We start from the raw sequence: 26,166 nt of genomic DNA, 5'->3' as shown, positions 1-26,166 counted from the left end.
CAATAAGTTTTGGTTTTAATTTTGGCACATGGCGTCATTAGGTAGACATATCATCGTGGAGTATTATGATTGTACTCCAGAGATTCTGAACGATGTTACTCTCATTCAAGAGAGTATGGAAGGAGCAGCCGAGAAGGCTGGAGCAACAATTATCAATTCTACGTTTCATCATTTTTCACCCTATGGGGTTTCTGGAGTAGTGGTGATTGAAGAAAGTCATTTGGCCATTCACACGTGGCCAGAATTTGGCTATGCTTCTGTGGATCTATTCACTTGTGGAGAATCCGTGGATCCATGGATATCTTATCAGTATTTGAAAGAAGCCTTCGAAGCAGGTCATGGATCGGCAGTAGAACTGAAGAGAGGTGAGATGGCTCTTTTATCCAAGAAAGACTTTGATGTAAAGCAGCTTAGAGATGATAAGAGTGCTGATGATGGAAGTCCAATCAGAACAAAAGATGTTTGGTTTACTGAGAGAGATGATAAGATCGCTCTGTCTTTGAAACATGATGGTAAGCTTTACGATCAACAATCAGATTTTCAAAGAGTAGAGGTCTACAATACTCAGGCATATGGCAACATGCTTACGTTGGATGGTATGGTGATGACCACGGAAAAGGATGAGTATGTCTATCATGAAATGATAACTCACATTCCATTGCTAACACATCCAAACCCAAAGAGAGCACTCATTATAGGAGGAGGAGATGGCGGTACGGCCAGAGAGATGCTTCGTCATGAAGGCCTAGACGAAGTCGTGATGGTAGAGATTGATGACAAAGTAATTGAAGCCTGTAAGCTTCATTTGCCAAGCATCGCCTCGGCTTTAGATCACCCTAAATTGAAGCTGATTGTCGATGATGGAATCAAGTATGTGAAGGAAGCTGCAGCCGGAAGTTTCGATGTGGTTGTAGTTGATTCTACCGATCCAGTTGGGCCGGCTGAAGGCCTCTTCTCTGTTGAGTTCTATAAAGAAGTATATCGTATTTTGAGTGATGACGGAGTGATGATTACCCAGAGTGAATCTCCTCGTTTTAACAACAAAGTATTCAAGGAGATTTACGAAGTCTATGGCTCCATTTTCGGGAATGAAAAGGTACACTGTTATCTGGCTTATATACCGACTTACCCTACAGGTATGTGGTCATTTTCCTATAGCGCAAAAGGGAATGCGCATCCTTTAAAGGGTTTTGATTCAGGAAAAAGCCGTAAGTTCTCAGAAGTACATGGTCTGAGTTATTACAACGAATCCATTCATGAGTCGGCTTTTGCACTGCCTAACTTCGTTAAGAAAATGATTAACAAGTGAGCCAAATAAATGACTTCGATCCTAACAGCGTAGGTGTCAAAGGCACTCTTTTCGGTTTGCCTTACACGACCGAAAATGCACAAATAGTAGTTATCCCAATACCATGGGATGTCACAGTTTCCTACAATGCTGGTGCAGCCCAAGGACCGAAGGCTATTTTGGAAGCATCTACCCAGATAGATTATGAAGTTCCAGGTATTCCAAATGCTTGGAAATTAGGTGTCGCAATGGCCGAAATTCCTGAAGTGTGGGAGTCTTTGGGCAGATCACTTAGAGTCAAATCGGAAATCTATATCGAATGGTTAGAAGCCGGAAGTGACGAGGCGCTGAAAGATGAAATGGACGAGCGTCTTGCCCAAATCAACGCAGAGTGTACTCAACTGATGCGCTACGTTGAGCAAGAGACTGAATATTGGCGACAACAAGGCAAAATGACTATACTCTTAGGCGGAGATCATAGTACGCCCTTGGGGCATATGTTGGCTTGTGCTAAAGAAGGAGAGTTCGGTATTCTACAAATTGATGCCCATGCCGATCTTAGGAAGGCTTATGAAGGTTTCGATTACTCTCATGCCAGTATTATGTTTAATGCACTTCAGTCTTCCAAAATCAATAAGTTGGTACAAGTGGGAGTGAGAGACTACTGCGAGGAGGAAAAGAATTACATTGATGCTTCTGATAAAAGGGTTGTGACTTTCTTTGATCAAGACATTAAAGAAGCTCAGTACAAGGGAAAAACCTGGAGTGAGCAATGCACTGAGATCATTAAGGAGTTACCAGATAAAGTTTATATCTCTTTCGATATAGATGGTTTAGACCCAAAACTTTGCCCTAACACAGGTACGCCAGTTCCTGGAGGCTTGGAATTAGATCAAGTCAACTACCTAATCAAGGAAGTAGTCAAAAGTGGTCGAAAGATAGTAGGAGCAGACCTGACTGAAGTTTCTCCCGGAATTGATGAATGGGATGCTAATGTGGGGGCAAGGGCTTTATATAGATTGACTAGTTTGATTGGAGTAAGTCAGAACATGTTGTGATCGTTACTGTAACCTGACATAACATTATTTCCTTAGAAAAGTCACCTTTCTAATGTTCATAGCTCTTAGTTTGCTCATAATAAAGTTCACGAATTCACTAGGAGTCGCAGGATCTGCTCTTAATATGAATTGAGCATTATCCATGCTTACATTACGTTGTGAAAGCTTATCAACCGATTCAAAAATGACCGCTTCGAAACTGTTGATTGGAAGGTCTTTACCTTTAAACTGCACAAGCCTTTTGTCTTCCAAGTACAATTCAAATTGGGCGTATTTTTCGGAGATGAGTTGGTAGTAGGTAAGCAGTGCTATGGATACTTGGTCGTTATCGTTTAGTGCCAAGATATCGACACCATTTCTAAGGCCCGTAATTGGGGCTTTATCAAGGAGCTTGACTATACCGAAATCTTTTGGTTGAGCTTTTTCGGCCATAGCATCAAGTTTGGTATAGAGCTGTGATGGATTGTTTAAATCTTCTGGAGCTAAATATTTCTTTTCTAAAAGCTGATCTCTGAAGTTTGTGAGTAACGAAGAAACGTTAATCTCAACTCCCTCTTTGCGATATTCTTTTTCGAGTACCTCAGTAATAGGTTGTGAGGTTTGAGCAATAAATATTAAGGGGATCAGAATTATTCCCAATGATAAGGTAATGGTGTTTTTGAGTTTTTCCTTTTTCATGATATTAATATAACTAATTAGTTAGTTAATAAAAATCACTACTCAATATTCAAAAGGGGAGGTGGTCTAATTACTACAATTTCCGTCTAGGATATCTTGAAGGGAAGGGTTGAACCCATTCTCAGAGACCTTATACTCTCCACTTAGTCCACCGGCACTAGCAGCATTTGTAAGACCGCAGAAATCACTTAATGACTGATTAATTTCTATAGTAATAGACTGGATTACCTCTTCAAGTGCTGCAAAGCCATCAACATTTGTAATGATGGGGTTTTCACTTACTAATAGACGATATGTTGATTTTATACCTGATAAACCATTTACATTTTCCAGTACTGGATTTTTAAGTATTTGTATATCTGCACCAAATACAATTTCATTAAGCTCATCAATATTATTAAGCTTGTCATTCTCAGCAATCACCAGTGTGACCACACTATCCTGTTGGGTAATAGTCGGCAGTTTTTCGACTAAGGGTAGATCAGCAAAAACTAGGTCAGAAAGTTTTCCACTGAAGGTGTAGGCTTCGAAACTTTGAAGTTTTGGCAGACTCCAGAAGGAGAGTGTACTTCTTTCTTGCACAAAGCTAATATTGGTTTGAAGACCGTTTAATGACTCCAAGTTTGCATTTTCTGCAATAATCAGATTGCCTCTGAAATTCGTGATATTGTTCAACCCTGTTAAGTCAGTAAGCGCAGAGTTTCCTCTAAGGTATAAACCAGTAGAGCCCGTAATGCCTTCTAGTCCTGATAAACTGGTGAGGCTGGGGTTATCTTGTATGGTTATGTCAGAAATAGCGTTTAGGTTAGAAAGTCCTGTGATGTTTTCGAGCTGAAAATTTTCTATAAGCCTAATACTGAAAGACACTGTTTGCAAATTGCTCAGACCGTCCAAGTCAGTGATGTTGGGTAATTCAGATAAGAGTAAACTGCCTACTGATCGAAGACTACCAAAAGCATTCAGGTTCGGGATAGACAGTCCCCCTATTGAGAAATCTCCTCCAACCGTTGTGAGTGACAAGTTCAAATTGAGGTTTTGTAGAAGGTTATTGGTGCCTATATTAAAACCTCCGCCAACTGCTGTTAGGTTCTCGATTCCATTGATACTCGTCAAATCAGCATTATAGATTATAGATACACTACCTCCTACATATTCAAGGTTTTGGAGCCCTCCTAAATTCGTAAGTGTTGTCGTACCGACTATATTCAAATCACCTTTTATAGAGTCAATTGAGTTAAGAGGAGTGAGGCTTACGATATCTCTCGGGTCATTTAGCGATCCACCTATTCGGATAGAACCTTCTACTGTTGAGTATCCATTGTTTCCGAAGTCCTCGATTTGGGCTTGGGTTTGTAATTGAATATCCCCAATGAATGTTCCTGCTTCTTCAGGGCTATCGTCATTCTTGCAACTCAAGGGTGCTACTAGTATCAATAAGAATCCAAGTCTTTTTATCATTTCAATGGAGAAATTGGTGTAGTCAATTTAATAAATTCTTCGAAATCTTAGCCGGCTTGAGAACGGAACAGTCTTAACCGGACTGGTACTCTAGCTCATGGTATGGTTCATCCAATTTTGCCGCTGTTACTATGGTTTCCCTATAAAATCACCATAGTGCTTGTCGCTTCTGGTCAATTGGGCTATTATAGGGGTTTACTTAACGCAAGAAATTTTGGAATTCATAGAAAGCGCAGTACGAGATTTTAGTAATTGGATTTGGGGCATTCCACTTCTTATTTTGGTAATGGGAGGAGGCTTATACTTTATGGTTTATGCTCGGTTTACTCCCTTCCTTTACTTCCGGCATGCCATCAATGTATTGCGTGGTAAGTATGATGAAAAGGACAAAGAAGGGCAGATTAGCCACTATGAGGCGCTATCTACAGCGATAGCATCTACCGTAGGGATGGGGAATATCAGTGGTGTAGCGGTTGCTATTACGGCAGGTGGGCCTGGAGCAATCTTTTGGATGTGGGTCTCTGCATTCTTTGGTATTGCAACTAAATTCTTCACTTGTACACTTGCGGTGATGTACCGTGGTAAAGACTCAGAAGGAGAGGTAAGAGGTGGCCCCATGTATGTAATTACCGAAGGTTTAGGTCAAAAGTGGAGACCTTTAGCTGTATTCTTCTGTATTGTTGGTTTGGTAGGTGCCCTTCCAATTTTTCAGGCCAATCAGCTTACAGCTGCTCTAAATACGATTTTGGGTCCTGCTGTGGGATATAACACAACTTCTTCCTTTAACTTCCTAGGAGCCAATATTGCCTATTCTTCCTTGATTACTGGTTTAGTGTTAACCGTGTTGGTTTCCACCGTGATTTTCGGTGGTATTAAGAAGATTAGTAAGGTGGCCTCTAAGTTGGTGCCATCTATGGTGGTGATGTATTTTGTTTTGGTGATTTACATTCTACTCCAGAATGCAACAGCAATTCCGGGTATTTTCGGTTCTATTATAGATGAAGCTTTCACGGGTAACGCCATTTTAGGTGGTGGTTTGGGTGCTATCATTATTCAAGGGGTAAGAAGAGCTGCATTCTCTAATGAAGCTGGCATTGGTACAGCGCCAATGGTTCATGGTGATACAAAAACAGATGAGCCAGTGAGAGAAGGGCTTGTAGCCATGTTAGGCCCCGCGATTGATACTTTGGTTGTATGCACGTTAACTGCATTAGTGATATTGAGTACAGGAGTTTATGAACCTTATTTAGGAGACAGTATTGAGGGGATTCCGTTGACATTGGAGGCCTTCAATGCAGCTATTCCGGGAGGAGCCGGTGGATATCTGCTGGGACTCGCTATCTTGATTTTTGCGGTTTCTACACTGTTATCATACTCTTATTATGGCGTAAAGTGTATGTCTTTTATGCTGGGCGCTAAAAGGGGAAATATCTATAACTATATCTATATCGGTACCATAGTAGTTGGTTCAGTGGCTTCTTTAGATTTCGTATTTACCTTGATCGATAGCAGTTTTGCGCTTATGGCCATTCCGACTATGGTTTCTGCAGTAATCTTAGCACCAAAGGTGATTAAAGCTTCTAAAGAGTATTTCGCCAAATTGAAGCGGGGCGAGTTTAGTTAGAAACGGAACTTGTTTCTGAAAGCTTGCTAAGCAGTTTTCTAAACTTTCGAGTGTTATAGTTGGCTAATCCTGTATGCTTTACGACAACTTCTCCTTCAGGAGATATCACGAAGGTAGAAGGAACATAACCTGTTTCATACATATCAGGTAATGGAGTAACAGTTTTGTAGATGGGCAGATCGAACCCTTTCTTATCTACCCACTTTATAGCGGTTTGTAGGTCGCGGTCTTCAGATATCATGAGGAAATGAACATTGGGATCATCTTTGAATTTTTCTCTCAACTTGTTGATTCCAGGCATTTCAGCTACACATGGAGCACACCATGTAGCCCATACGTTGATAAAAATCGTTTGACCGCTCAAGTCTTTTACATCTAAAATATTTCCATCACGATCGGTAAGCTTAAAGTCGAGATTGGCCTGTTCGTAAGCCTCTTCATCTAGCTCAGATGCATTCATGACTCCCGTATGAAGAAATACTTGTTGAACCTTACCGAAGACTTCGGCTTGGGCACCTGTTAAGTAGATAGTCGCAAATATGCCAACAATAACAATGAGTTCAATAATGTCTCTTTTAGTAACGCTGGCCTTCTTTTGTTTCTTCATACACTACTCTATACAGTAAAGCTAAACAACAAGTTCAGATTAAAATTGTAATGTGTCTTTCAGATATCTTAAAATATTCAAAACCTTAGACACATGCTTGTGTTATTGTTCATGATCGCTTCATATTTTAGCGGCCTTAAACAAAACCAAAAATGAAATTAGTAAAAAGCCTTTCACTTACCCTTCTCATTTCTATGGCTGTACTGTCTTGTGGGACAGCAGATGGTGTTTATTTTGAAAACCTTGAAGACGGACAAGAGGTAGGCACTTCTGTTTTAGTAAAAATGGGAGTGAGTGGAATGGAAATTAAGCCTGCTGGCGAGATTATTAAAGGTACAGGACATCATCATATCATCATTGACGGCTCTTCGCTAAAGACTGGAGAGATGGTTCCAGCCGATAAAACACATATTCACTTTGGAAAAGGCCAAACTGAAACAACATTGGAATTGACTCCGGGAGAACACACCTTAACGCTTCAATTTGCTAATGGTGTTCATCAGTCTTATGGACCAGAATGGAGCAAGACTATTACCGTTATTGTCAAGTAATTGGAAAAGATTACTGCCAAAGGAGCTCCCAAGGCCTTAGGGCCTTATGTTTCAGCTATCAAATCTGGTAACCTGGTTTTCTGTTCAGGACAGACGGGTATAAATCCTGATACCGGAAAGGTGGAAAGTAGCACCGTTGAGGGCCAGACCAAACAAGTCATGACCAATTTAAAGGCAGTACTTGCCTCACAAGGTTTAACGATTCAAAACATTGTGAAGTGCAATGTTTACCTCAGCGATATGACCAATTTCGAAAAGATGAATCAGGTTTATGGGGAAATGCTTGAGGGGCATACACCAGCCAGAACAACTGTGGCAGTCGCAGGACTACCACTCGATGCACTGGTCGAAATAGAATGTATTGCTGAAATGTAGTTACTTATGCTGATCGATCAGGATGGAGTTACCATCTGGATCTAATAGTGTAAATGAAGCTGGCCCTTCTGATTTATCCATACCAGTGGAAAAGGTTGCTTTCAGTCCACTATCTGTGGCACCTTTAAACATACTCCTTGCATCTTTTGGGTTTATGGTGATTGTGTTTTGAGGAAAAAAACCTTGGAATAGACCTACTTTGGCTTTTCCGTTCTGCATGATTAGCCATTTCTGCTCCACGCCACCCTGCCCATCGAGTGCTGAAAAACCGAGCTTCTCATAAAAGGCCTTTGAGGCGGCAACATCCTTTACATTTAGGGAGATGGAAAATGCTTCTATCTCTGACGTGCTTTCTTTAGAATTGTTGGCAAAGATTAATGTTGCTGAAAGCAAGGTGATCACAGTGGGTACTAAGTATCGCTTCATATCTATTCTTTTATTTTTTCAATTGGTACACAACAAAGCAAGTCGAAAGTCTCCCAGCCAATTTCTTCTGGGCCTTTCAAAAAGGATTCGATCGCTGGAGAATGCCTAGGTACATAACTACTATTGGGTAACCAATCCTTGTAAAGAAAGTCCCAAGCTTGAGCTACTTTAAGGATGTCTCCCTGGCAATGTACGATGGCGTATAACCCTTCTGGTATTACAGCCTTTTCAATTTGACCTTCTGAAGAGAACTCTTCTTCCATTTCAACCGCAAAATCATATCGGTAGTGGTTGGCAGGAGTAGTATCTGGATCATCAATCGACATACCATGTCTTCTCGACTTAGATCTACTTTTGCCGTCTCTTTCATACCAAGTCATGAGTTTTTCATAAGCTGCTACTAATTCAGAACCATCAGCACCGAAAATTGCCTTGATCAGCGCTATGGGTCTCTCACTTTCTTGCCCTAGCTCAACTTCAAATTCCATAGCAGGAAGTTCTCGACTTTTATCATAAGCAAGATGGAAGCTGTTTTCTGAACTGTCTTGATAAATCCTGCTATTCAGTAATTCTTTATTATTTCTCAGTTCACTGGGACTTATCTCAAACCGAGATTTGAATTGACGGGTGAAGTTTTCAGCGGAGCCAAAGCCTACCTTCTCAGCAATCTCAAGCATTTTGAGTTCAGGGTGGTGCTTAAGGTAGAAAACTGACTTTTCAAGTCTTCTTCTTAGAATGGTGTCGTAGGGAGATTCTTCTTTTAGAGCTTTGTATAACCTTTGAAAATGGAAAGTCGAAAAACTAGCAGCTTCAGCAACCTGGTCTATTTTAATATCTTCTGAGAGGTTATTGTCTATAAAGTCTAAAGCCTTATTAATCCTTGTGTAGTAATACTCTTTCATTATCCATCAGCAAGATAATAGAAAGCCAATTATTACAACGGTGAGACTTACTTCAATCTTTTGAGTCCATCTTTGGCTAGCTGCATGTTTGGATCTTCTTTAAGAGAAGCCTCATAAAGCGTCTTCGCTTTTGCTTTATTACCCATCTTCTCATAGACCATAGCAAGTCGCATTTTTGCGGCAGCATAGGAGGGAGAACCCTCTTGCAGCTCCAACGTCATATAAGTCTCCAGCGCTTTAATTCCTTTTTCAGGTTGAAGACCAGATAATGCACTGGTTCGACCGATCTGGTATACTGCATTAGTATTCTCTGGCTGAGAGACGCTCATTTTTTCGAAATGAGCAAAGGCTTTATCATACATCTGGCGAGATTGGTAGAAGGTACCTAATGACGTAGCATAGTTGCTGTCAAGAGCGACTAATTCAATGAAGGCTTTTTCCGCTTCTGGATACTTTTCATCTCGCTGATAGACTGTAGCTAGGGCCCTATAACCCTCTTTTTCGTTGAAGCTCATGATTACATTAGCAGTGGCTGTCGCTTTTTCCATACTACCACCCATCATGCGGGGTGCCTGAGTATAATACTCGATTAGGCCCCACTGAGCATCTAGGTTTTCTGGGTCAAGCGCAACGGCTTTTTCGTAATTCTTCTTGATTTTTGGCGCGACCATTCCCTGACGAATTTTACTAATGTTTTGGGTATAAACACCATAGGCATTTCCCAGCCATGCATAGTAATCGGCACTTTGGTCGTTCTTTTTTATGGCTTCTTTAAAGTAGTCAATCGCATCACTATACTCGTCCTGATTAAAGGCAATTCTACCTAGATAGTATTGAGCTTTTTCATACTCTTCACTTCTTGAGCCATAGTCCTCAAGGTTAGCTTTGGCTTCTTTTAGCTTCCCTTCTTTGTAGAGCTGAATTCCTTTTTGAAGGTTTTGAGCAAAGCCATTGATAGCGAGTGAGCAGAGCAGAATAATGAGAAATGACCGTTTCATGATTTGAGCTTTTGATTGAAGATGGCAAAAAATGATTTACAGTTGCATTGTGAATCAAAAAAAATGCCAACCCGATGGTCCGGATTGGCATTTGATTTTTGGAGATGTTCATTAATTGCCATCAGGCAGATCTATCTCCACATTGTTTCGATAATCACCCAGTAGGTGCTCAGCGAAGAAATACCACATCATTTGCTCGTAATAATCTCTCTTACTGCCATATCCGTGGCGTGCGCCTGGAATAGGCATGTAATCAAATCGCTTACCTGCTTTGATTAACTCATTCGCCAGGCGCAAACTATTCGCAGGGTTCACGTTATTATCTCTTGTGCCATGCGTGATCAGAAGGTGCCCTTTTAAGTTCTTAGCAATAGAAGGGTTAGTTTTCACTTTAGCCTTCCAGGTAGTTTCAGTGTACTCGTTGCCATCATCGTCCTTTTTCTTCTTATCAACTCGAGTAACGCCATTGTGCGTTTCACTCCACCATTTGTTATAAACGTTGTTGTCATGGTTACCGGCCGAAGAGGCGGCTGCATCGTAGAAGTCAGGGTACATCAACATGGCTGCGGTGGACATAAAGCCTCCGCCAGAGTGGCCAAAGATTCCAACGTTGTCCAAGTCAATGAAAGCGTGTCTTTCTGCAAGTTGCTCTAACGATCGCTTGTCATCTGCCAGGGCATAGTCCCTTAGGTTTTCATAGCCATAAGTATGGTAGTACTTGTCTCTCAATGGACTACCGCCTCTGTGGCCCATACTAACCACAATAAAACCAAGTTGCGCTAATGCTGTATTGTAGCGTCCCGTTATGGTAAAGTCATTTACGAACGACTCAGTCTGTGGCCCAGGGTATACGTACGAGATCACTGGGTACTTTCTTGTTGAATCAAAATCGAATGGTTTGTACATCACCCCATAGAGATCGGTAATACCGTCATCAGCCTTAACCATAAAGCGTTCAGGCATTTTCCAACCTGCTTGGTGAAGCAGAGAAAGGTCTGCAGTCTCTAAATCCATGATTACATTGCCATTGCTGTCTTTCAATACCGACTTTGGTACCATATCAACAGCCGAATAATTGTCTACATAATACTTCGATGACTCCGACATGTTCATAAAGTGATTAGCAGGCTCAGTACTGATTGGTCTAAAACCTGATCCATCGAGATTCGCCTTATACATTAATGCATAATATGGGTCAACTCCTTGCTCGCGTCCACGTCCTTCGAAATAAACCTTGCGGCCTACAGTATCAACCTGCTGGATTCTTCCTGTCACGAAATATCCACTGTTGGTGATTTTGTTTTTAAGTGCTCCAGTGTTACCGTCATAGAGGTAAAGTTGGCCCCAACCATTTCTTTCCGACCACCAGATTAACTCTTCACCTTCATTCAGAATAGAAAGCTGAACATTAGGAGAGTAGAAGTAAGGATAATTAGCATCGGTAAATAACTCTTTTACTTCGCCAGTATTCGTATTGATGGACACAACATCCAAAGAGTCACTGGTTCGGTTCATTCTGGTCATGAACATTCTGTCAGAAGTTTCACCAGGTAGGTATGGTCTTATCGTCTGATCAATGTATTTATCAATATCCACATCGATACGATTACCATCTGGTATTTCAAATATGCTCAAGTAGCTCTGTGGAACGTCTTGCTCACCAGGCATAGCATATTTATATATCTCTACTTCCGGTCTTGGATTGCTCAGATCATCGATTACGAAAAGTTCTTTCACCTTTCTGGAATCTGATCGGCTAACATAGATTTTTGATTCATCCTTGAACCATCGAGCTGCTGCTCTGTACTTCTTATCTTTTGTGGTGTCTCCACGATCAAAACCATAGCTAAACCAACGTTCTCCATCATCAGCAAGTAAGATTTCTGTCGAATCAGGATCATCAGCCTTCATCATGTAGAGATCGTAATTCTTAGCATAAGTAATGTAAGTACTGTCAGGAGAGTAGGTAGCCCAATTATTTCTTTTATTAGCTTTTTCTGTTGAGTCACCCTTAGTGATCAATTTGCTGTTGATGTCGAAATGATAGTCGACACTATCCACCATAAAGGTGAACGTCTTATTGTCATCTTCTAGTTTCCATGCTTTTAGACTTAGGTTCCTATGATCCCACGGCTTACTGGTGAGTTCACTAAGCTGCGCAGCAAAGTCCAGATTGTTAAAAAGTAAGGATTTGTTCTTTTTAGCTGGATCTACCAGATAGAAGTTTTTTCCTTCTGTAGTGGTATAAGTGTACCAAAACTTGTCACTGTCTTTAAACCACCTTGGGTTTACTCTAGTCGACTTCAACATCTTTCTAATATTGGTCGATTTGAATTTCTCGGCCGCCTTGAAGTCTGCTTTATGCTGCGAAAATGCAGGACTTGCAAAGATTCCTAAGACGAGAAGTAGTATGATCTTTCTCATGATATGGTTGATTTGAAACCTAATGTTATGGCTTGAAAACTATTATTGCAAACCGTTTATGCGACAGACCCTTTTCTGGGGATAAGCGGAAATAAAAAAGGCCCCAACTTCCATGATATAGGAGTGAGGCCTTAGTTTTTAAATTAGTCTCTTTTTAGAACTTGATTGGCATTTCCGCAATAGTGTTTTGCCATCCAACTACTAAGTGAGCTCCACCATCAACTTCTTTAAACATCATTGAAAGGGCTTCGATTTTTTCATCGGACTTACTAACAACTCCATTTATACGGGTTATTTCGGAGCTTCCTTTGTCTAATGTATATCTACCCCATGTGTTTAACTTGCTGTGCAAGATGAAGGTCCAAGTATTTTCAGTCACTTCGGCAAACAAAGAATAAGTACCAGCATTAATTTTAGCATCTCCAATGGTTACATCTTGGTAGAATGTGATCTCGTTTGCTTCATTCGCACCCATTCTCCAAATGGAGCCGTTCATGTGCTTAGTAAGCTTGTCCACACCTTTTAACTGAGGGCGGCTATAGTATATTTTCATTTTTGCAGGCACATAGTCTTCTCTAAAGTCAGATTTTGGAACATTCGTAGGAAAAAAAGCTACATCGAGTGGACTTGCATCCAGGTCTTCAAATTCCTGCGCAACTGCACCAAAAGAAATTAAAGCAAAGGCAAGCGTGAATAATAAAAATGATCGTTTCATAGTATGTTTTAAAATTTAAGACTTCTAATAAACTGTTGAAATTCAACAAAGGTTCGAAGCTAATTAATAGAAGAAGATATAGGAGATGATTATAGCTGCTATTACACCTACAAAGTCAGCTATAAGACCGGCAGTAGCCGCATAGCGTGAGTTTTTAATTTTTACGGCTCCAAAGTACACGGCTAATACATAAAAAGTGGTCTCTGTGGAACCCTGAAGTACGCTGGCTACACGGCCAGGAAAGGAGTCAACACCAAAGTTCGTATAGGTTTCTAGCATTGCGGCACGAGCTCCAGATCCGCTTAAAGGTTTCATCCAGGCAACTGGTAAAGCATCTACAAAGTCAGTATTTACTCCTAAAAACTCAAAGAAGACCCTAAATCCATCATTGATGAAGTCTAGCGTTCCTGATGCTCTGAAAACACCTATGGCAACCAAAATGCCTACTAGATAAGGTATGATCTTTATTGCCACATTAAAGCCATCTTTTCCGCCTTCAATAAGGGACTCATAAACATTCACCTTATTTTTCATTGCCATAATAATGAAGGCTGAAACGATGCCAAGTAATATCAAGGCAGCCACGGTGTTGGAGATCGTGGTCACTTGTTCCTGAGGAATTGACTGGAAATATAATAGCGAAGCAACAATTAATAGAGTGAGGCTGCCTACATAGGCGAGTATCACTTTATTGAATAGGTTGATCTTTTGGAAAATTGATACGGTAATCAAACCGGCTAGTGTTGAAAAGTAAGTGGCAAGGAGTATTGGTATGAAGATATCTGCGGGGTTTGCTGCACCTTCGGTGGCGCGATACGCCATGATAGAAACAGGAATAAGGGTCAGCCCTGAAGTATTCAGTACCAAGAACATTATCTGTGAATTGGAGGCTTTCTCTTTTTCGGGATTCAATTCCTGTAAACCCTCCATGGTCTTAAGGCCAAGCGGTGTTGCTGCATTATCAAGCCCTAAAAAGTTCATCGAGAAATTCATAAGCATTGGACCAAAAACCGGGTGGTTCTTCGGTATTTCGGGAAAGATTCTGGTGAACAAGGGGCTAATACCACGGGCAATTACCGCCACAACGCCACCTTTTTCTCCAATTCTCATAATACCCATCCAGAGGGTTAATGCTCCAGTAAGGCCTAGTGAGATTTCAAAGCCGGTTTTAGCCATGCTGAAGGTGCTTTCCATCATCTCTGGAAAGACCTCAGTATCTCCGAAGAAAATGAGCCTGATAAGTGCTACGATAAAGGCAATTAAGAAGAATCCTATCCAGATGTAGTTCAAGGCCATGGGACAATCTTAAGGAAATAAATTCAAAATATGTACTGCGGCAATAGCAGCTGTCTCAGTTCTCAGTCGACTTTGACCTAAGGAGACCTTTTGAAAACCATTGTCAATGGCTAGGCCAACTTCTTCAGGTGTGAAGTCACCTTCTGGCCCAATCAAGACAATATTCTGTTCAGTAACCACAGATTTGAGTTCAATGGGGTTATCAAAATCTACGTAGGCTATGAATTTATTCTCACCTTCGGCTGAGTTTAGAAACTCCTTGAATGTGACCATTTCATCAATGGCCGGAAGCTGAGCTTTGATTGACTGTTTCATCGCACTGATCGCTTTTTTGACCAAACGATCGGTCTTAAGGACCTTTCTTTCAGAGTTTTTGGTGAGGACAAAGGAGATCCGATCTACACCGATTTCCACAGCCTTTTCGACAAACCACTCGGTCCTGTCAAGGTTTTTGGTAGGGGCTATTGCGATGTGTCTGAAACCCTTTCGCTTTGATTCTTCCGTTTTATCAACGATCTCGAACTCACACTTCTTATGGCTGTCATTAGTGATGTGTGCTTTATAGAATGTCCCATGACCGTCAATGAGGTTGATCTCATGGCCGATTTTTAAGCGTAGCACTTTAATGGCATGTCTTGATTCATCTGCATCCAGATGACGAATTCCATTGACCAGTTCCGGTTGATAAAAGAGTTGCATGGCTTTGTCTCACGAAAATATAAAGAGTAAGTGGCTAATCAACTATATTCGTTTCAATGATGCCCAAGGAGTTTATCGATTCCCGTCAATACCGCAGCATTCAGGTATTGTCTAATGTATTTTTTTTAGTGGTCTGGTATCTGGCAAATGACGGCTTGGCCTTTTGGGATGATTTCACTTATGTCAATTTCGCTAACCAAATCAGTCAGGGTAGCTTTGAAATTACTACCAACCACTTTACCAGTAGGGTGGGCTTACTCTATCCAGTTTCTTGGTTGATCGATATTTTCGGAGTCAATCAGTATACGATCACTATATTTCCACTTTTATGTGCACTGATAATCCTCAACCTACTTTTTTGGATAGGCCATCGGCATGGACATTGGATTGGGATTATTTCTGGTGTACTGCTGATCGCTGACTACCATACGATTACTTTTGTTACCCATCTTTTCCCTGAGATTCCTATTGCCTTAGGCATTTTCATAGCCTTGCTGTGCTATGATTTTGTCAATAGAAGGGAAGGGGATTATCGTTTATTGGCGCTACTGATGGCTCTGGCACTTTTTGGCGCCTTCCTGATCAAGACAAGTATTTTGATCATATTTCCACTCTTTGTTTACCTCATATTCAATGATTTTAGAAGAGATAACAACAGAGGCTTTTGGTATATCTCAGTGAGCCTACTGGTTTTCTTTTTCTTACTTCATGGCTTTTGGTACAAGGAAACTTTTGGGGATTTCTTCTATCGTTTTAATAACATCTCAGACAATCACGAAGCTTCTGTGAAGACCTTTTTCGATAAGGATTCTGTTGAGATATTGAAAAGGCTAACCTATTTGCCATTCCTGGGCTTCTTACGGGGAGGCTTCTTTATACCCCTTGGTTTTGCCTTGCCAGCCTTGCTTACATTAAGAAGAAATGACTGGCGACTCAATAAGCCAGAAATGCTCTGGCCGGTGGCTAGTGTTTTCATGATTGGCTCATGGTGGTTTATCAGTACAAATTGGAAATACTATAGCCCCATGCCGGTGGATACCAGGCACATTACCTTTGTGATTCCAGTACTCATTATGGCTGGAGCTTATTATTGGTCGGATAAGGTGGTGTTTGCCAAGGTGATGGGGGCAAAGCTCAAATGGCTGCCTCTGGCAGTAATGCTTGCGATTCCTGCCTATAAAATCTACAGGGCAGGAGATAAGAATTATGCTGAACTTCAATCCATAATAACATCAGAGTTTGTTGAAAATCCAGCGGCACAAACGATCATCACGGATGGTCTCGTTTCATACGGCTCACCTTATTTCTATAGGTTTGAAGCCTCTAATGACACTTATCAGTGGTGGGTGGAGTTGGACTTTAATGAGGTAAAACCCGGAGATTATCTACTGGTAAATGAGTCTACACTTAATGATCGCTATGAAGAACCCGGTTACTTGTCTCTATTGAGAAACAGTATTGCGTCTAAGGGCTGGAGATTAGAAACAGTGTACGAGGGCAAGGTGGTCTTACAAGTGATCGAAGAGCAATAAAAAAGCCGCCTCGATCCATCGAGACGGCTTTGATTTTATTGGCCTTGAATTAGCCTATTTTTCTTAGTTGTTCTTCACCAGCTTTCATTACGGCATATTCCTTCCATTCTGAAAACTCTTGCTCATCAAGGATTTGATCAGCAGCTCCTACTTCAGGAGGAGTAAAGGTAAAGCCTGATTCCCACCACTCTCTGGCGTATTCTCTGGCTTTGTCTCTGTCAATTTCAAACTGAGTGACCTGACCGTCACCTACTAACCAAGGCTTGTCCTTGGAGCTGTATTTCTGAAAGATCATCGTTCTCATTTTGGTACCCATTTCGTCATTCTTTTCGAAATGCGCTTTAGAGTAAGCCAAAGTCTCTGGCTCAATCATCTTATTATCCCAAAATCTTTTTGATTTAATGATCTGTGCGGAGGTAAGCAAATAACCTTCTCCGTATTCTAATAATGAACCTTCTAATTCGCACGCTCGTGCAGGTTTCTTTTTCTTCTTACCGAAGCTGAATAATCCCATTGTTGTTAATTCTATTTTGAGTTTTAAAACCGGGCGCAATATGCGAATAATATCCCAATTTTTAAATAACCTTTTGTTATACGAGTGTAAACGATTTCAGGGTTCAGAAACTTAACCTAAACGGATTTTAACCTGCCTATAAGGTCGATGTACTGGGTCATGGCTGATTCGCTGCTTGTCCCTTCAAGACTTTTCCAGGCATTATATTTTGCCGCTGCCTTAAAATCGAAGCCCCCTGGCGCATCGCCTGTACAATCCCCTTCCGTGGCTTGCTTATAGAGTGAATAAATTTTCAATAGATCTTAGTTTGAAGGTCGTTCAGCTATGCTTGAAGATGCTTTTACTGCATTTTCGAAGTCAGTTTCCAGTGCCATGTGAGTTATTCCTGTTAATTTTATGCCGAATTTATTGATAAATCATACGATTTTCCAACGAATGCCTACTAAGCTGAAGACTCTTTTATTGGTTTTGATCATGATGTGTATGTCATCAGTGGTTTCGGCTCAGGTTTATAGCACTGATCATCAGGCAGGAGCCATTCTCAAAATTGTTAGTGCAAGGATGAATATCAATAGTGAATTGGTGAGTACTTCGAGTACAGAATCAGAAGTGGGTTATCAGTTTGGAGGATTCTATCGGGTTAATATTGACCGAATTTATGTTCAACCTGAACTACTATTTTCTAAGATTAAGACGCAACTGGTTTTCAATGATTACAATGGAGTTTCTGGCTTTAATCCATTGGCGCAATTCGAATTCAATACGTTAGAAGTACCCATCAATATTGGATATCGCATTGGTAACCTGAGATTAATGATGGGGCCTTCCTTTAGTATACTCATATCTGGAGAACGTTCATTTCTCAACGAAGTCCAGAAGGTAACTTCAGAGTATAATCGAACCAACTTTATGTGGCATTGGGGAATTGGAGGAGACTTTCAGCGGATTTTCATTGATATCAAATACGAGTCAGGTCTCAGCAAAACAGGGGAGAGCCTGAGTAACCTCATAGGCCGAGAGTTTGTACCTAAACAGAGGCAGTGGGTATTTAGCGTTGCCTTGAACCTTTTGCGTAATTGATGTCAATCAATTGAAGTTGGGTGGATAAAAAAGTGCGTCTGCTGACACCATTTACCAGCAGACACTTATCCTAGATTAGTCAGTTGATATTGATGTAAGTACGATTTCTAAACTATCGAAAGCCATATTCAAGCCTTCTTTCATTCCCATTTCAATGACTTGCTTTAGGTGTTCCTCGGAAGCGTATTTTGTGATAATTGTCACGCTTGTACCGGTACTCTGTGCAACGAAATGATTGTGGAATTCAGCTACAGGAAAAGCGTCATTAACATTACCCTCACTATCGCAAAACGCATCTTCCCCTGAAAATTCAACCTGTGCCTGAATGGATTTGTATGTAGTAAGTCCCCAGTGCTCTTCTCCTTCTGGACCTACCATTGCGTATAGGCGCTGTCCAGATTCCTTGAAGTCCATTGATTTTGTTTTAGACTGCCAAGGAGAGGGCGCCCACCATTGATCCAGTAACTCTGCTTCTGTCCAAGCTCGCCAAACAGCATTGAGGTCTGCATTGAATGTTCTTTTGACGGTGAGTACATTTTTGTCTGCTTCGAATTGTGTTTTCATGTTACTTAAATTTTCCAGGTCCTTTGATATTTTCTAATAAGTGGTCTAATTCATTAAAGCGTGCCTTCCATAGTTCTTTGAAAGGCAACAACCAATCAGCTACCTGAGCCAACTTTTTGGTTTCTAACTTGCAAAATCTTTCACGTCCTTCCTTTTCAATACTAATGACCCCACATTCATCCAAATACTTAACATGAAGCGAGACGGCTTGTCTGGTCATATCAAACTTCTCGGCCAATGCATTCACATTAGATCGTTTCTCAGTCAATGCAATAAGTATGTCGCGTCTAGTAGGATCGGCAATGGCATTGAATACATCTCTTCTCATAAATCTCAGTTTACGCAAGTAATTGCTTGCTAATATATGCGCAAGAATTAGCTTGCGCAAATAATTCGACTAATATGTTTTCAAGACAATTCTGTAAGTGATTATCAGGAGCTAGTCATAGTCCTACTGGCATTATGAACTAGTCGTTGGAATCTTCCTGCTTAGGCTGTCCCTTGAGCAAGTGAAGAGATGTTACAAATGTCCACCCAAAGACAACACCAAATACAAGTCGATGGGTGATGGGCATAGAAAAGAGATTGATAGCACCGCCTATCATAGACAAAACGAGTATTATGGCAGCTACATTGGCTCTTAACTTGGTGTTTTTGCTTATTGATGCCTTTCCGCTTATTCTGGCAAGCCCAAACAACCAGAAAGCCAAGGCAAGACAAATGGCTACTACATGAGCCTTGGAAAAAGTCGTGTCTGTTTCTCCTAAATCAATTGGAACTGAAGTGAGGGTAAAACCTAAACCGAACAAGGCCAGAAGAAGTCCTGTAAGCCGATCGTTGAGTACTTTTCCAAAGCTGATGCCGAATCCAATCAGGAGTATTCCTACCATCACAAAGCCAATGATGTTCCACCAAAGTGCATTGGGTTGACCATATGCTCCTAGTTTGCTAATCACGTCATCCAAGAAATTGAATGTCGGATTTAGCAGCCCGAAGATGATGATTGAGGAAAGAAACAGTGTAAATGAAGCGATGCCAAATACTGCTGTATTCGATGTCAAACGATCGGTACGTGTAGCTGGCTTCATGATTTTGACTTGACCCTCATAGATTTATAGTGATCGTGGAAACCTTCACCTTTCAGGATTTTTGGAATGCACTTTTCTATCCGAGAGACTCGGGTCTTTGATTGCTTGGGTTGTGAGAAATGAATGATATATCCCCTTTGGCGTCCAGGCGTGAGGGATTCAAAAGCGTTTTGAAGAGATGGGTCTTCATCAAACTTGGTTTGGAGTTCTTCTGGTACAGGCTCTGGATTCTTTTTGAAAGTAACTTCCAAACCTGCTTTTTCAACCTCTATGGCTTCGAAAATATAAGCTTTTATATCTGGTATTATCTCTTGGATTTCCTTGAGCGATGTGAATTTTAATAGCCGCGCAGATTGCGAATTTTCTCCTGGTTTTACTAAGTTTCCTAAGCTATCATTCAGTAAAACACCCTTGAAGAAACTGATGGCACAGTAATTCTTGAATGCGCTTATCATCAATACGTTTTTACCATTAAATGTATAGCAGGGAGCGCCCCATTTACATTCTTCCACAAGACCACATGCTTGAACTGTACTTCTCAAGAGTTTTAGTTCAGATGTCCAATTATGAACTTTGCAGTCAGGTGTTGCTCCGAGAGGACATCGGCCACAGCCTTCGATTAAATAGTTGTCAACGGTTTGATTCATTATGATGCATACTAAAAAATTATGTTGGATCGAGATATCGTTTCTTAATGATGTTTATATGATGTTTCTCATGTCCTATGATTGATTTAAGGAACTCTTCCAGTGTTACTGTGTATTGGCGTGCTTTGCCTGTGAGCGTAAGCTGAGCTTCTGAAAACCCTTCAATCAAACTAATTGAGGATTCTCTGACTTTCTTAAAGTCGGTAAGCAGCTGATCAAAACTTAGTTCATCAAAACGACTGCCTTTGACTAATGCCTCCTGATCATAGCCCCAAAGTTCCAAACCCTGTCCTCTGCTTAAAAAGAAGGCTCTATTGATTTTTATTCTTTCATGATCAGTAATGTGTCCTACTACTTGCTTAATGCTCCATTTACCAGCTGCATATCTATGTGTCGAACTTTCCTCGCTGATTGAATCAAGAAATTCAAAAGTGTCATTTGAACGAAATAACGAGACTGCTCGGTCAACACCAATAAGGTCTAAGTAGTAAGGAAATCCATCTTGGGGTAAATACTTCATATCCGCTATGAATGTATTTAAATATACAGTCCACTGCAAGCGGGTAAATTAAGAGCACTTAGGTCAGGCAGTTTCTAGTCCTTTGTCCAAACAGAACTATCCTCTATTCTTCTAATAGAACCAGCATCGATAATCTCAAAGCTGATATTGAATGAGCTTGTAGTACCCAGGTCAATGATGATTTGACTACCATTGACAGAGTAATTTCCATTCATGACAATGTCACCACCACCAGCGAGTATAGAGACTTCTGTTCCGCTTGTAAATTCGACCCATTCGACACAATTCATTTCAGGGTTACCAGTATTGTCACAGTTGGGAACCTCATGCGTAAATCTACTTCCAACCAGGGCAGAGGTGGTTTCTTCTTCACAAGAAGTCACACCAATGAGTACTATCAATACTGAGAGAACGAAATAAGACTTCTTCATGGCTGATAAATTAACGAATTACCTAAACGAAAGACACACTTCAGTACGGCAAGGTTGTTAAAAAGCAAAAAGCCACCACGATTTCTCGCAGTGGCTCGGCTCTTCTTGAACCTTGAACCTTGAGGCTTGCACCTTACAGCTCGAAAGCTATTTCTTAAACTGATCCGATACAATCAAATCCTTAGTGCCATGCCCCCAAGAGTAGAAGCCCTCGCCTGATTTTACACCCAGGTAGCCTGCAGTCACCATATTCACCAAGAGTGGGCAAGGTGCATATTTGGGGTTACCGAAGCCTTCATACAACACATTCATTATCGATAGGCAAATGTCCAGACCAATAAAGTCTGCGAGTTGTAAAGGTCCCATAGGGTGGGCCATACCTAGTTTCATTACGGTATCGATTTCCTCTACGCCAGCAACACCTTCATGCAAAGAGATGATCGCTTCATTGATCATAGGCATCAAAATACGGTTGGCGATAAAGCCAGGGTAGTCATTTACCTCGGTTGGCACTTTACCCAGCTTCTTTGAAGTCTCCATAATCAAGCTAGTTACCTCGTCAGAAGTAGCGTAGCCACGGATTACTTCTACCAATTTCATTACCGGTACAGGGTTCATAAAGTGCATTCCAATCACCTTATCAGGTCTTTTCGTGACAGAACCAATTTTCGTAATCGGAATTGAAGAGGTATTCGAAGCAAGAATACATGAAGGCTTAGTGAATGATTCTAGGTCTTCAAATATTTTCAACTTGATGTCCACGTTTTCGGTAGCGGCCTCTACTACAAGGTCAGCATCAGAAACACCTGTTTTTAGGTCCGTATGAGTAGTGATATTAGCCAATGTCGAAGCTTTTTGAGCCTCTTCAATTTTTTCTTTGGCTACCATTCGGTCCAAGTTCTTTTCTATAGTTTTCAAGGCACGATCGAGGGCATCCTGGGAGATGTCGATCAAATTCACTTTAAAACCACTCTGTGCAAAAACATGGGCGATTCCATTACCCATTGTTCCTGAACCTATTACTGAAATTTGCTCCATTATATTATTCTAGTTTTCCTGATCGCAAATATAAAAGCAACATCGGCAATAATTGTTTAGCTTCGAATTTATTGAACAAACGGTAATGTCTAAGCTTGAAATATGTGCTAATTCGATTGAGTCTGCCTTGAACGCTCAAAATGGCAAGGCGGATCGAGTAGAATTATGCTCAGAGCTTTCAGTAGGTGGTATAACACCGAGCAAGGGCATGATTCAAATGGCCCGTGAACTGCTGGATATTCCCCTTTACGTACTGATTCGGCCCAGGTCGGGAGACTTTTGCTACTCCATTATGGAGCTGGAAATCATGAAAGAAGACATCGCCTATTGTGCTGAAGTTGGCTGTGAGGGTGTGGTCTTTGGAGCACTAACTACAGATCGCAGAATCGATGAGGCCAAAACCATGCTTTTGATGCAGGAGGCAGGCTTTATGGATGTGACATTTCACAGAGCTTTTGATGAAGTCCAGAATCAATTTGAAGCACTAGATACCTTAAAGGAGCTAGGTGTTCAACGAGTTTTAACTTCAGGCGGAGCAGAGACTGCGCTATCAGGTATTGATACGCTGGGTGAATTGATCGATGAAGCCGAAGATGAAATCATCATCATGCCGGGTGGAGGTATTAGACCGGAAAATATTGAGCTATTGAAAGGCATCGGAGCAACAGCATATCACAGCGCTGCTATGGTGAATGGTGCTAAGCATGCGGATTTGGAGATGATTAAGTCCTTAAGGAAGGCCTTGACCTAGTTAATCTCTTCACCCCAAAGTTCAAGTTCCCTATTCACCGCTACAACGATGAGGCTATCACTTCCTCTATTATTGACTGTTGAGTTTCTAAGGCTGTAATAGCCCTCTATTAGTCGATTGAGTTTATTAATGGCAACATTACTAAAAAGGATGGATCGGTTTGCTGGTGTACCGCCTGCATTCAGATTGAGCTGATCCTCAATCTCGTAGAATTGCTTTACATAATCGTTGATCACTTCCTTTCGATTTATCCTGCTCTGGTTATTGCGAAAATGCATTTGAAGCTTGCCTTTGAGATCGTCATTCTTAATGTATGAGTAATATTCGCTATCCAGTTTTTCATACTGAGGAGATACAAAGATCCATGGGGTCAGACTATTGATAACACCGTCATTAATCAGGTTGATGATTGAATCGGCACTCGTCCTTGTTGGGATTGCCATGAGAGAATCAACGACCTCAAGTTGTCGGATAGTACCATTGATATAACCTTGACCGTTAGATCGCCTGTATTCACTATTAAGTTCATAATTGAATTTCCCTTGATTTTCTTCTAGATCACTCTTGAAGTCTTTGAGATATCTTATGTACTCATTATTCTTATCTCTTTGGTCCTTTATATTGTCAAAATAGAAGGCACCCAGTACGCTGAGAAAAATCAACAATGCCTCTCCAAACCACCGACCAATTGGCTTTTTATCTCGTCTCATAGTCGAAATCTACTAAAAACGGCACTATTTTAATACTAAGTCCAATAGAATGGGGAGGTGGTCGCTGTAGCCACCAATGTATTTCGGGCCTTGATATGTTCGCAAGGGTCTAGTCGCTCCGGTGGCACCTTCGGTAAGTAAAAAGGGCATATCGAAGACTTGTGCGGTTTGTCCCAGGATGGAAGTATTGGCAGAAACATCCAACAGGTTGCCTGAAACAATAAACTGATCAATGATACTCCATTTGTTCTGAAAGCTGTGCGTCCCTGTCTTGAAGCGAATTGGGTACATCAGGTTGTAAAGGTCTGTGGACTTTAATTCACTGAGGTCATTATTTACCGCCAGGCCTTTTATAATGCTATCCTCTTGTGGCTCATCATTGAAGTCACCAGTCAGCACAATTAAGGTTTCGGGGTTTATTGAGAGCAAAGAATCTACTTTGCCTCGAAGAAATTGAGCTGCATACATACGCTTAGGTGCTGTTTCAAATTCGCCTCCATATTTAGAGGGCCAATGATTAACAAAAAAGTGTAAAGTATCTTGGTTGGGTAGTTTTCCAATGACATGGAGAATATCTCTGGTTCGGTTAGCAGTATCGAATGGGAACTTTACTGTGTAATATTCATAGTTGATCAATTCAAACTTGTCAGGTCTATATATGGCCGCCACATCAATACCGCGATTATCGTGAGAGTCTTGATGAATAACCTCATAACCCGCATTTTTTAAAGCAGTAAAAGCAGTCAGACTATTCAGGACGTAGCGGTTTTCTATTTCGCAAAGTCCAATCAATCCAGGTGGTTCCCAACCTCCGAGCGCCATGATAGTCTGGGCCAGGCGATTTTGTTTGGTCTGGTATCGAGCTTTTGTCCAATACCTTCCACGGTTAGGCAAAAACTCCTCATCCATTTTGGTAGAGTCATCGAAGTAGTCAAAGAGGTTTTCAACATTATAAAAGACGATCCTGAGGCGATCATTTCCTCTTATAGACTCATTAAAGCTTTCTGAGGCTAAATAAGGTTTTGGTTTCTGCCCTTGGCATAGAAGTACATTGATTACTAGTAGGTAGAGTATTAAAACTGACCTGGTCAGAATATTGTGATATGTAGATTCGAAGACCTTTTTAATCATACCTTTGTGCGTGTATTTAGTGAAAATACAAAGACGAAGAGACTTTAAATGATAGAGATAGGAAAAATTCAGAAGTTAAAGATCGCTCGTGCAGTAGACTTTGGCTGTTACTTGAATGATGGGGAAGACTTGGCAGATGAAATTCTAATTCCCACCAAATACTTGCCTGAGGCATATGAGATAGGTGATGAGCTGGAGGTATTTGTTTACACCGATCACATGAGTCGCCCTATTGCGGTTACGCGTATGCCGAAGGGCCAAATCGGGGATATGGTTGGCTTAAGGGTCAAGCAGGTTACTGACTTTGGTGCATTTCTGGATATTGGCCTTGAAAAAGACCTGTTCGTCCCAAATAAGGAACAGGCAATCGAGATGGTCGAAGGACGATCCTACCTGGTGAGACTCTTACTGGATCATAAGACTAATCGTATGATCGGTACGAGCAAGATCTCAGCTTTTTTGAGTAACGCCTGCCAATTGGCTGTAGGTGATGAAGTCAAAGTACATATTTGGCAAAGAACTGACCTGGGTTTTAAAGTGGTGATCAATGAGATGTGTCAGGGATTGATTTACAGTAATGAGGTTTTTGAACACCTCAGCATAGGTGATGAAAAGAGGGCTTTTGTTAAGACAATAAGAGAAGATGGTAAGATTGATCTTTCCCTTCGAAAGCAAGGTTATGAAGCGGTCAAAGACATGAGTTCTGAAGTCCTGGAACGCCTTGTTGCGGAAGGGGGAACTTTCGAAATGGGGGATAAAAGTAGTCCGGAGGAAATCAAGGAAGCTTTCGGCATGAGTAAGAAAAATTTCAAGAAGATTTTGGGAGGCCTATACAAGGCAGGTAAGATCGAGATTTTTGATTTTCAGATTAGGCTTAAAAAAGTGGAAGGTCAGCCTGAGGAGTAGCTAACCTTCACCTAAACTACCTATAAAACTAAAACTAACTTTGAGCTAATTTTAATCTTTACTGACTTACCATTTTAACGAGTAAAACGATTGCACGAAAGCCAATAAATCAATCAGCTTATTCATCTGATTAAATCTTAATTTATGTAATTTTT

At 41.0% G+C, this 26,166-nt stretch carries 30 protein-coding genes; 9 read left to right on the top strand and 21 right to left on the bottom strand.

Features of this window, described 5'->3' with window-relative positions:
* Positions 1–28 precede the first annotated feature (28 nt).
* The gene (speE, locus tag BFP97_RS05890) at positions 29–1,309 is read left to right on the top strand and encodes a polyamine aminopropyltransferase (RefSeq protein ID WP_069841520.1); all 1,281 of its coding nucleotides are present in this window, start codon (positions 29–31) and stop codon (positions 1,307–1,309) included.
* Positions 1,306–2,346, top strand: coding sequence for an agmatinase family protein (locus BFP97_RS05885; protein ID WP_069841519.1), 1,041 nt, complete (start codon positions 1,306–1,308; stop codon positions 2,344–2,346). The genes speE and BFP97_RS05885 overlap by 4 nt, the downstream gene beginning before the upstream one ends.
* A 24-nt stretch (positions 2,347–2,370) precedes the next feature.
* Here the strand turns inward: BFP97_RS05885 and BFP97_RS05880 are convergent, their stop codons facing one another.
* Both BFP97_RS05880 and BFP97_RS05875 read right to left on the bottom strand, forming a co-directional pair.
* Positions 2,371–3,024, bottom strand: a complete 654-nt coding sequence (locus BFP97_RS05880; protein ID WP_069841518.1) for a hypothetical protein — start codon at positions 3,022–3,024, stop codon at positions 2,371–2,373.
* Between the two features lie 66 nt (positions 3,025–3,090).
* The gene (locus tag BFP97_RS05875) at positions 3,091–4,482 is read right to left on the bottom strand and encodes a hypothetical protein (RefSeq protein ID WP_069841517.1); all 1,392 of its coding nucleotides are present in this window, start codon (positions 4,480–4,482) and stop codon (positions 3,091–3,093) included.
* A 214-nt stretch (positions 4,483–4,696) separates the two neighbouring features.
* Here BFP97_RS05875 and BFP97_RS05870 point away from each other — a divergent pair, with 214 nt between their 5' ends.
* Positions 4,697–6,106: an alanine/glycine:cation symporter family protein gene (locus BFP97_RS05870; RefSeq protein WP_069841516.1), complete on the top strand. Its 1,410-nt coding sequence runs from the start codon at positions 4,697–4,699 to the stop codon at positions 6,104–6,106.
* On the opposite strand, the gene BFP97_RS05865 is transcribed toward BFP97_RS05870, so the two are convergent.
* A complete protein-coding gene (locus BFP97_RS05865) occupies positions 6,099–6,713 on the bottom strand; it encodes a TlpA family protein disulfide reductase (protein ID WP_069841515.1) in 615 nt (204 codons plus the stop codon). The genes BFP97_RS05870 and BFP97_RS05865 overlap by 8 nt on opposite strands.
* A 152-nt stretch (positions 6,714–6,865) precedes the next feature.
* Here BFP97_RS05865 and BFP97_RS05860 point away from each other — a divergent pair, with 152 nt between their 5' ends.
* Together BFP97_RS05860 and BFP97_RS05855 are read left to right on the top strand one after the other, a co-directional pair.
* Positions 6,866–7,264, top strand: a complete 399-nt coding sequence (locus tag BFP97_RS05860) for a DUF4399 domain-containing protein (protein ID WP_069841514.1) — start codon at positions 6,866–6,868, stop codon at positions 7,262–7,264.
* A complete protein-coding gene (locus BFP97_RS05855) occupies positions 7,265–7,639 on the top strand; it encodes a RidA family protein (protein WP_069841513.1) in 375 nt (124 codons plus the stop codon).
* On the opposite strand, the gene BFP97_RS05850 is transcribed toward BFP97_RS05855, so the two are convergent.
* The 7 genes from BFP97_RS05850 to BFP97_RS05820 form a co-directional block, all read right to left on the bottom strand.
* Positions 7,640–8,065, bottom strand: coding sequence for a VOC family protein (locus BFP97_RS05850; protein ID WP_255399363.1), 426 nt, complete (start codon positions 8,063–8,065; stop codon positions 7,640–7,642).
* A 2-nt stretch (positions 8,066–8,067) separates the two neighbouring features.
* Positions 8,068–8,967: a GyrI-like domain-containing protein gene (locus tag BFP97_RS05845; protein ID WP_069841512.1), complete on the bottom strand. Its 900-nt coding sequence runs from the start codon at positions 8,965–8,967 to the stop codon at positions 8,068–8,070.
* Positions 8,968–9,014: 47 nt separating this feature from the next.
* Positions 9,015–9,965 (bottom strand): tetratricopeptide repeat protein, encoded by a 951-nt coding sequence (locus BFP97_RS05840; RefSeq protein ID WP_069841511.1) that lies wholly within the window; start codon positions 9,963–9,965, stop codon positions 9,015–9,017.
* Between the two features lie 111 nt (positions 9,966–10,076).
* On the bottom strand, positions 10,077–12,389 hold the full coding sequence (locus BFP97_RS05835; protein WP_069841510.1) for a S9 family peptidase: 2,313 nt from the start codon (positions 12,387–12,389) through the stop codon (positions 10,077–10,079).
* Between the two features lie 154 nt (positions 12,390–12,543).
* Complete coding sequence (locus BFP97_RS05830) at positions 12,544–13,104, bottom strand: DUF2911 domain-containing protein (RefSeq protein ID WP_069841509.1); 561 nt, start codon at positions 13,102–13,104, stop codon at positions 12,544–12,546.
* A 63-nt stretch (positions 13,105–13,167) separates the two neighbouring features.
* A complete protein-coding gene (locus tag BFP97_RS05825) occupies positions 13,168–14,400 on the bottom strand; it encodes a nucleoside recognition domain-containing protein (RefSeq protein ID WP_069841508.1) in 1,233 nt (410 codons plus the stop codon).
* A 9-nt stretch (positions 14,401–14,409) separates the two neighbouring features.
* On the bottom strand, positions 14,410–15,099 hold the full coding sequence (locus BFP97_RS05820; RefSeq protein ID WP_069841507.1) for a 16S rRNA (uracil(1498)-N(3))-methyltransferase: 690 nt from the start codon (positions 15,097–15,099) through the stop codon (positions 14,410–14,412).
* A 56-nt stretch (positions 15,100–15,155) separates the two neighbouring features.
* Between BFP97_RS05820 and BFP97_RS05815 the strand changes: the two genes are divergently transcribed.
* Positions 15,156–16,631 carry an ArnT family glycosyltransferase gene (locus BFP97_RS05815; RefSeq protein ID WP_069841506.1) on the top strand — a complete coding sequence of 492 codons (1,476 nt, stop codon included), beginning with the start codon at positions 15,156–15,158 and terminating at the stop codon, positions 16,629–16,631.
* Between the two features lie 49 nt (positions 16,632–16,680).
* Here the strand turns inward: BFP97_RS05815 and BFP97_RS05810 are convergent, their stop codons facing one another.
* Both BFP97_RS05810 and BFP97_RS05805 read right to left on the bottom strand, forming a co-directional pair.
* Positions 16,681–17,145, bottom strand: coding sequence for a hypothetical protein (locus BFP97_RS05810; protein WP_069841505.1), 465 nt, complete (start codon positions 17,143–17,145; stop codon positions 16,681–16,683).
* Between the two features lie 116 nt (positions 17,146–17,261).
* Complete coding sequence (locus BFP97_RS05805) at positions 17,262–17,441, bottom strand: acyl-CoA-binding protein (protein WP_317039313.1); 180 nt, start codon at positions 17,439–17,441, stop codon at positions 17,262–17,264.
* Positions 17,442–17,580: 139 nt separating this feature from the next.
* Between BFP97_RS05805 and BFP97_RS05800 the strand changes: the two genes are divergently transcribed.
* Complete coding sequence (locus BFP97_RS05800; RefSeq protein WP_170827411.1) at positions 17,581–18,225, top strand: porin family protein; 645 nt, start codon at positions 17,581–17,583, stop codon at positions 18,223–18,225.
* A gap of 75 nt (positions 18,226–18,300) precedes the next feature.
* Here BFP97_RS05800 and BFP97_RS05795 read toward each other — a convergent pair whose 3' ends face one another.
* From BFP97_RS05795 to BFP97_RS05765, 7 genes are all read right to left on the bottom strand, one after another.
* Positions 18,301–18,789, bottom strand: coding sequence for an SRPBCC domain-containing protein (locus tag BFP97_RS05795; protein ID WP_069841503.1), 489 nt, complete (start codon positions 18,787–18,789; stop codon positions 18,301–18,303).
* A gap of 1 nt (position 18,790) precedes the next feature.
* A complete protein-coding gene (locus BFP97_RS05790; RefSeq protein ID WP_069841502.1) occupies positions 18,791–19,117 on the bottom strand; it encodes an ArsR/SmtB family transcription factor in 327 nt (108 codons plus the stop codon).
* Between the two features lie 139 nt (positions 19,118–19,256).
* Positions 19,257–19,877, bottom strand: a complete 621-nt coding sequence (locus tag BFP97_RS05785; RefSeq protein ID WP_069841501.1) for a DUF998 domain-containing protein — start codon at positions 19,875–19,877, stop codon at positions 19,257–19,259.
* On the bottom strand, positions 19,874–20,524 hold the full coding sequence (locus BFP97_RS05780; protein WP_069841500.1) for a YdeI/OmpD-associated family protein: 651 nt from the start codon (positions 20,522–20,524) through the stop codon (positions 19,874–19,876). The genes BFP97_RS05785 and BFP97_RS05780 overlap by 4 nt, the downstream gene beginning before the upstream one ends.
* A 19-nt stretch (positions 20,525–20,543) precedes the next feature.
* Positions 20,544–21,044 (bottom strand): DinB family protein, encoded by a 501-nt coding sequence (locus tag BFP97_RS05775; protein WP_069841499.1) that lies wholly within the window; start codon positions 21,042–21,044, stop codon positions 20,544–20,546.
* Between the two features lie 74 nt (positions 21,045–21,118).
* Complete coding sequence (locus BFP97_RS05770) at positions 21,119–21,475, bottom strand: hypothetical protein (RefSeq protein ID WP_069841498.1); 357 nt, start codon at positions 21,473–21,475, stop codon at positions 21,119–21,121.
* 147 nt (positions 21,476–21,622) lie between these two features.
* Entirely contained in the window at positions 21,623–22,513 is an 891-nt protein-coding gene (locus BFP97_RS05765) for a 3-hydroxyacyl-CoA dehydrogenase family protein (protein ID WP_069841497.1), read from the bottom strand.
* Between the two features lie 85 nt (positions 22,514–22,598).
* Here BFP97_RS05765 and BFP97_RS05760 point away from each other — a divergent pair, with 85 nt between their 5' ends.
* A complete protein-coding gene (locus BFP97_RS05760) occupies positions 22,599–23,264 on the top strand; it encodes a copper homeostasis protein CutC (protein ID WP_069841496.1) in 666 nt (221 codons plus the stop codon).
* On the opposite strand, the gene BFP97_RS05755 is transcribed toward BFP97_RS05760, so the two are convergent.
* Positions 23,261–23,974: a hypothetical protein gene (locus BFP97_RS05755; RefSeq protein WP_069841495.1), complete on the bottom strand. Its 714-nt coding sequence runs from the start codon at positions 23,972–23,974 to the stop codon at positions 23,261–23,263. The genes BFP97_RS05760 and BFP97_RS05755 overlap by 4 nt on opposite strands.
* Before the next feature lie 24 nt (positions 23,975–23,998).
* Entirely contained in the window at positions 23,999–25,105 is a 1,107-nt protein-coding gene (locus BFP97_RS05750) for a hypothetical protein (protein ID WP_069841494.1), read from the bottom strand.
* A 48-nt stretch (positions 25,106–25,153) separates the two neighbouring features.
* Here BFP97_RS05750 and BFP97_RS05745 point away from each other — a divergent pair, with 48 nt between their 5' ends.
* The gene (locus BFP97_RS05745; RefSeq protein ID WP_069841493.1) at positions 25,154–26,011 is read left to right on the top strand and encodes a S1 RNA-binding domain-containing protein; all 858 of its coding nucleotides are present in this window, start codon (positions 25,154–25,156) and stop codon (positions 26,009–26,011) included.
* Positions 26,012–26,166 lie beyond the last annotated feature (155 nt).

This window comes from Roseivirga sp. 4D4 (genome assembly GCF_001747095.1).
In the GTDB taxonomy this organism is placed as follows: domain Bacteria; phylum Bacteroidota; class Bacteroidia; order Cytophagales; family Cyclobacteriaceae; genus Roseivirga.
Note: the sequence above shows the minus strand (reverse complement) of the source record. Positions and strands in the feature narration are given on the sequence as shown.

Coding starts and splice junctions, on each gene's coding strand:
- speE (WP_069841520.1), top strand. CDS start 29: ATGGCGTCATTAGGTAGACATATCATCGTGGAGTATTATGATTGTACT.
- BFP97_RS05880 (WP_069841518.1), bottom strand. CDS start 3,024: ATGAAAAAGGAAAAACTCAAAAACACCATTACCTTATCATTGGGAATA.
- BFP97_RS05875 (WP_069841517.1), bottom strand. CDS start 4,482: ATGATAAAAAGACTTGGATTCTTATTGATACTAGTAGCACCCTTGAGT.
- BFP97_RS05865 (WP_069841515.1), bottom strand. CDS start 6,713: ATGAAGAAACAAAAGAAGGCCAGCGTTACTAAAAGAGACATTATTGAA.
- BFP97_RS05860 (WP_069841514.1), top strand. CDS start 6,866: ATGAAATTAGTAAAAAGCCTTTCACTTACCCTTCTCATTTCTATGGCT.
- BFP97_RS05850 (WP_255399363.1), bottom strand. CDS start 8,065: ATGAAGCGATACTTAGTACCCACTGTGATCACCTTGCTTTCAGCAACA.
- BFP97_RS05845 (WP_069841512.1), bottom strand. CDS start 8,967: ATGAAAGAGTATTACTACACAAGGATTAATAAGGCTTTAGACTTTATA.
- BFP97_RS05840 (WP_069841511.1), bottom strand. CDS start 9,965: ATGAAACGGTCATTTCTCATTATTCTGCTCTGCTCACTCGCTATCAAT.
- BFP97_RS05835 (WP_069841510.1), bottom strand. CDS start 12,389: ATGAGAAAGATCATACTACTTCTCGTCTTAGGAATCTTTGCAAGTCCT.
- BFP97_RS05830 (WP_069841509.1), bottom strand. CDS start 13,104: ATGAAACGATCATTTTTATTATTCACGCTTGCCTTTGCTTTAATTTCT.
- BFP97_RS05825 (WP_069841508.1), bottom strand. CDS start 14,400: ATGGCCTTGAACTACATCTGGATAGGATTCTTCTTAATTGCCTTTATC.
- BFP97_RS05820 (WP_069841507.1), bottom strand. CDS start 15,099: ATGCAACTCTTTTATCAACCGGAACTGGTCAATGGAATTCGTCATCTG.
- BFP97_RS05815 (WP_069841506.1), top strand. CDS start 15,156: ATGATGCCCAAGGAGTTTATCGATTCCCGTCAATACCGCAGCATTCAG.
- BFP97_RS05810 (WP_069841505.1), bottom strand. CDS start 17,145: ATGGGATTATTCAGCTTCGGTAAGAAGAAAAAGAAACCTGCACGAGCG.
- BFP97_RS05800 (WP_170827411.1), top strand. CDS start 17,581: ATGCCTACTAAGCTGAAGACTCTTTTATTGGTTTTGATCATGATGTGT.
- BFP97_RS05795 (WP_069841503.1), bottom strand. CDS start 18,789: ATGAAAACACAATTCGAAGCAGACAAAAATGTACTCACCGTCAAAAGA.
- BFP97_RS05790 (WP_069841502.1), bottom strand. CDS start 19,117: ATGAGAAGAGATGTATTCAATGCCATTGCCGATCCTACTAGACGCGAC.
- BFP97_RS05785 (WP_069841501.1), bottom strand. CDS start 19,877: ATGAAGCCAGCTACACGTACCGATCGTTTGACATCGAATACAGCAGTA.
- BFP97_RS05780 (WP_069841500.1), bottom strand. CDS start 20,524: ATGAATCAAACCGTTGACAACTATTTAATCGAAGGCTGTGGCCGATGT.
- BFP97_RS05775 (WP_069841499.1), bottom strand. CDS start 21,044: ATGAAGTATTTACCCCAAGATGGATTTCCTTACTACTTAGACCTTATT.
- BFP97_RS05770 (WP_069841498.1), bottom strand. CDS start 21,475: ATGAAGAAGTCTTATTTCGTTCTCTCAGTATTGATAGTACTCATTGGT.
- BFP97_RS05765 (WP_069841497.1), bottom strand. CDS start 22,513: ATGGAGCAAATTTCAGTAATAGGTTCAGGAACAATGGGTAATGGAATC.
- BFP97_RS05760 (WP_069841496.1), top strand. CDS start 22,599: ATGTCTAAGCTTGAAATATGTGCTAATTCGATTGAGTCTGCCTTGAAC.
- BFP97_RS05755 (WP_069841495.1), bottom strand. CDS start 23,974: ATGAGACGAGATAAAAAGCCAATTGGTCGGTGGTTTGGAGAGGCATTG.
- BFP97_RS05750 (WP_069841494.1), bottom strand. CDS start 25,105: ATGATTAAAAAGGTCTTCGAATCTACATATCACAATATTCTGACCAGG.
- BFP97_RS05745 (WP_069841493.1), top strand. CDS start 25,154: ATGATAGAGATAGGAAAAATTCAGAAGTTAAAGATCGCTCGTGCAGTA.